The organism is Halobacillus sp. BBL2006, from assembly GCF_000786645.1.
Lineage (GTDB): Bacteria > Bacillota > Bacilli > Bacillales > Halobacillaceae > Halobacillus.
Genome location: NZ_JRNX01000268.1, coordinates 1 through 4,365, shown reverse-complemented (window position 1 = coordinate 4,365; position 4,365 = coordinate 1). Strand labels below are relative to the sequence as shown.

4 protein-coding genes are annotated in these 4,365 nt (G+C 42.0%); all 4 read right to left on the bottom strand.

Annotated elements, in window-relative coordinates:
• Positions 1-237 precede the first annotated feature (237 nt).
• Positions 238-513 carry a hypothetical protein gene (locus tag LD39_RS08990; RefSeq protein ID WP_035545393.1) on the bottom strand — a complete coding sequence of 92 codons (276 nt, stop codon included), beginning with the start codon at positions 511-513 and terminating at the stop codon, positions 238-240.
• A 36-nt stretch (positions 514-549) separates the two neighbouring features.
• Entirely contained in the window at positions 550-1,260 is a 711-nt protein-coding gene (locus LD39_RS08985) for an aspartate/glutamate racemase family protein (protein ID WP_035545392.1), read from the bottom strand.
• A gap of 29 nt (positions 1,261-1,289) precedes the next feature.
• Entirely contained in the window at positions 1,290-2,837 is a 1,548-nt protein-coding gene (locus LD39_RS08980; RefSeq protein ID WP_035545390.1) for a Mur ligase family protein, read from the bottom strand.
• Between the two features lie 125 nt (positions 2,838-2,962).
• Entirely contained in the window at positions 2,963-4,150 is a 1,188-nt protein-coding gene (locus tag LD39_RS08975; RefSeq protein WP_035545389.1) for a carboxylate--amine ligase, read from the bottom strand.
• Positions 4,151-4,365: the final 215 nt, after the last annotated feature.

Here is a 4,365-nt window from a genome sequence, read left to right as displayed (position 1 = left end):
GCACTGGAACTAGATAACAAAAAGGGAGAAGGAGCTAGGCGAGACCCCACAGGGAGCGAAACGACTGAGGAGGCTTGCCAGTTCCCCCACAGGAAATCGAGTCTTATACAATCCTGCTCGATAGTGGAAGAAGGTTGATTAACCTATTGTTCTGTTAGAACGAAAATCTCCACAGACAGTGATAAGCCATAAAAAAAAGACAATCCACTAGGAATTGTCTCAATTAATCGTATTCACTTAGTTCATACCCTTTTTCAGCACTTCAATTTCCTGCTTTAGACGGCGGTTTTCTTCTTGAATGGTTTCCGTGCCTTCGACCTTCCTGGGCAGCAAGTTGATTTCATACCAGGCTTTGCTGTTAGCATCACTGACCTCAGTCGTTCGTCTCACCGTAGCGTGGGGGTAAAGCTCTCGCAACACTTTTATTTCTTCCGTAGATAACCGCAATTCTCTAAAATAAACGCCTTCACCAAAGGAATCAGACAAAAATTTCTTCAGTTCATTCTTTGTCATCTCTTGCACTCCTTTATTCGGTTATCTTCCTATCTCTTAGGACTTTTGATAAACGGACTCTTTCACTACAACGTTGGCTACAACCTCCATTGGATCCAGCAAAGGGGTTGGGAGGTGATAAGGTCTTAGAACCAATCCAATTTCCGTACACCCGGAAATGATCAACTCCGCTCCGTTATCCAACAGCTCCTGAGACGCTTCTTTCAACAGATGCAGCGGCTCACCATCCGTATTCCCACTCTTGATTCCATTTTCTCCATAAATGGCACGCATGACCTTATCGTTTTGGGTCATAGGAGTCGGATAAATGACATCTAAATGATCCAGATATTTTTCAAAAAGCCCTGTCTCCAAAGTACCCGTCGTAGCTAATACACCTACCTTAGAAACGCTTGGGTAATAGTCACTGATATATTTCTTCAGCTCCAGAAAAGCATTTAACAAAGGAAAGGAAACTTCTTTTTGCACTTCTTCGATGAAATAGTGTGCAGTCATGCAAGGGATGCAAGCAACATCCACTTCTAACTTCTCTAAGTTTTTAGCTGCGTGAACCATTTCTGGGACAGGATTCTCCCCTCTGCCTGAAATAGCTTCTGTTCGATCAGGTATTTTCGCGTTACTGTCTATGATGACACGGAAATGCTCCTGGTCTTTTTTTGCATGCGTAGCCCGAATAATTTTCATATAGCATTCTGCCGTTGCTTCAGGTCCCATTCCACCAAGTATGCCGATTATTTTGTCGTTCATGTAATGCCTCCTTGCGAAAGACCTGGTGATTACAAAATTCCTGCTACTCTGTTTTTCAGAGGCTTAAATAATTTTTCCTCATCCATTTCCGGTCTCGCTTTGTTTAATTGTTCGAGTGCGATTTTTGCTCCGGGATCCATGCCTTGACAGCCCGCTAATAATACAACATCATCGGTGCCTGCTTCAGATAATGCATGGTGAATCGCATCGTCCAGTTCTTTATATAAGTCCACTTTAATTCCAGCTTCGTCCATCATCTCTTGAAACACGCGCACTTCTTCTTCGGTGACTTCGTCTTTCTCAGACACATGAGATTGACTTAAGGTCGCGATTACTTCTGTCAAACCAAGCTTAGGTGCCCATTCTTTAATCGCTTGAGCATTCTCTCGGTTGACCGTAACTCCGCGGCTCCCTCGAATTGCATAAACCAGTTTCAAGTTCTTATAATCCATTTGCTGCAAGGTGCTTAACGTAACATTGATGTTTCCATAATTCGCAAAGTGGTCGTCGAGAATCTTAAAGTCTTCTTCGAAAACCATCTCAAAACGGCGTTCAACACCACCGAAGGCTTTTAGACCTTCTTGAATGGTTGGAATCGGTACCTCGTTCAGTAAGCCTATAGATACGGCTACCATCGAATTGTAAACGGAATGGTATCCTGGAGTTGATAAAACAATATCAAACTCCATAGGCTGATAGGTGGTACCCCCAACCGTAAATGGCTTACGAACTTCAACTGTAAACTTAGCTCTCCCTGTAGAAAGATCAAGGTTCTTACAAATCAGATCTCCATCACCAGTTTCTACACTGAAAGTGAGGACCTGGGCTTCTGTTTCTTCTATTAGAGAGGCTGAATAAGAATCATCAAGGTTGAGCACCGCCCACTTGTCTGGCCCCGCATTGCGAATCAAACTTGCTTTACTATTAAAGTATTCTTCAAACGATCCATGTAGGTCAATATGTTCTCGACTAATATTATTTAATGTAACGATGTCAAAATCCACGCTGCCTACTCTATTTAGATCAAGTGCAGATGATGAGACTTCCATCGTGACATGAGAAACACCCTGGTCCCGCATTTGAGCGAAATAATGGTGGAGGTCCAAGGATTCAGGTGTCGTTAGTTTTGTCGGCTCTGAATAGTCACCAAATTTTACAACTACAGTACCAATAAGGCCTGTCTTCAGTTTGTGCTCCTCTAAAATGGCATTCGTCATGAAAGAAGTAGACGTCTTACCATTCGTAGCTGTAATTCCGATCGTTTTCAACGCTTGGGAAGGATGGTCATAAAAGGCATCACTCAACGCCGCCAGCGCTTTCCGACTGTCTTCGACCCTGTACTGAGGGATTTCCTTCCAGTCCTCCTGGTAATCTTCCACAATGATGGCTGCGGCTCCATTCGTCACGGCTTCTGGAATATAGGTGTGTCCATCGGTTTTAAAACCTTTGATGCACACAAAGACGTTCCCAGGTTGAACAGACCTTGAATTGTAAGCCAATCCTGTAATATCTAGATTTTTTTCATTCCACGCCTCTAGCACGTGAATGGATTTTAGCAATTCATTTAGTTTAGCCATACCTATCTACCTTCCCTGCAAAAATTTAAGCTTGTACCTATGACATTTTTCATTCTATATCGATAATATTCAGCATTTCCTACTATCTAAGCTGGATATTCCCTTTTTCAAGGCTTCAAAACGACCTATCCTTTTTTGAGAACCTTCCCAGCGACCAACCCTGCCATTTTCTTACCGAAGGCAATGGCCGGCTTCGGATCTTTGGCGTCCCAGATCGCATGGGCTTTTGGCCGGAAGTAGGAAGCTAGTACATTTTTGACTGATAGCTGTCCTGTTTTCACATATTCTCTTACTGCCAGTAAATCTTCGTAAGCGTACCAGAAAACAAGGTTCTTATCCTCTTCGATTGCTTTTGGATCCACAGGGTTTTCTATTAACTCCCTGTACATGATATATGGAATATTAATACCTGTTTTATCAAGTAAGCTATTTAAGTTGGTAATCCTAACATTGATTTCAATTAAATAAAAGCGTCCGGTTTCTGCATCTTTTTTAAACTCGATTTCAGCGAACCCTTTGTAGCCAATTCCTTCTAAGAATTTTGCTCCTAGATCATATAACTCAGGTACATGTTTTTGCTGCGTATAGACGGATGCACCAAAGTTAATCGGAAACTGACGGAGCTTCTGACATGTGACCCAGTGTGTCACTTTGGCCTCCTGATTCAAGTAAGCATCGAACGTGTACATGTGATCATCAAATCCAGGAATGACCCTCTGGATGATCACTTCGATATCCGCTTCTTTTGCTAGATGAACTTTTTCAAGTAGTTCTTCTTTATTATAAACTTTAAATAATTTCCTTCTGAATTTTGATACGAATGCAGGTGAATCGACCGGTTTTACCAGACATGGGTATTGGATCGTTTCTTCTACTTTCTGCACAAAATTCTCATCGTCTGCATTGACGGTTTCCGGCACGGCCACTCCATGTTCGGATGCGAGGGCATGCAGCGTGCCTTTGTCCATTATTTTAGTATAAAGGCCTTGTTCTGTTTGTGGAATAAGGAAATATTCCCGTAATTCATGCAAATGCTCATCAACAAATTCTACATATGGGTCTGCTGTTGGAATAAGCACAGGAGGGACGCTTTCTTTCTTTGCGTAATCAATCAAGAAAGAAAGGAGCCCTTTTGGGTCTTCTTTATAATGAGGTCCGATTAACGCTTCTGTCACATACTTCGATTCCAGGCCGTATGCGCCCGTCCACGAATAGTCAACCGCCGCAACGTGAACACCGTGTACTCCTAAACAGCGAATCGTACTTAAACCTATATAATAATTTGCACCTAAAACAACCGCTTTGTTATTCATGAATAATCCCCTTTTTCAAACAGCACATACCATGCATTTTTATCGTTCACTCATTAAGATTTCGTCCTACCTATAAACATATTTATTTTACCACACTCTACTATGTAACAAAACGTCCAAGGTACAGCATCAAGAAATCTGCATCGTTTCATGGAAAAATATGTATGACCTGAGGTGGAAATATACGGAATTAAACTACATACAAAACACAAAAA

Excerpts from the sequence above, each read along its gene's own strand:
- LD39_RS08990 (WP_035545393.1), bottom strand. The coding sequence starts at position 513 with ATGACAAAGAATGAACTGAAGAAATTTTTGTCTGATTCCTTTGGTGAA.
- LD39_RS08985 (WP_035545392.1), bottom strand. The coding sequence starts at position 1,260 with ATGAACGACAAAATAATCGGCATACTTGGTGGAATGGGACCTGAAGCA.
- LD39_RS08980 (WP_035545390.1), bottom strand. The coding sequence starts at position 2,837 with ATGGCTAAACTAAATGAATTGCTAAAATCCATTCACGTGCTAGAGGCG.
- LD39_RS08975 (WP_035545389.1), bottom strand. The coding sequence starts at position 4,150 with ATGAATAACAAAGCGGTTGTTTTAGGTGCAAATTATTATATAGGTTTA.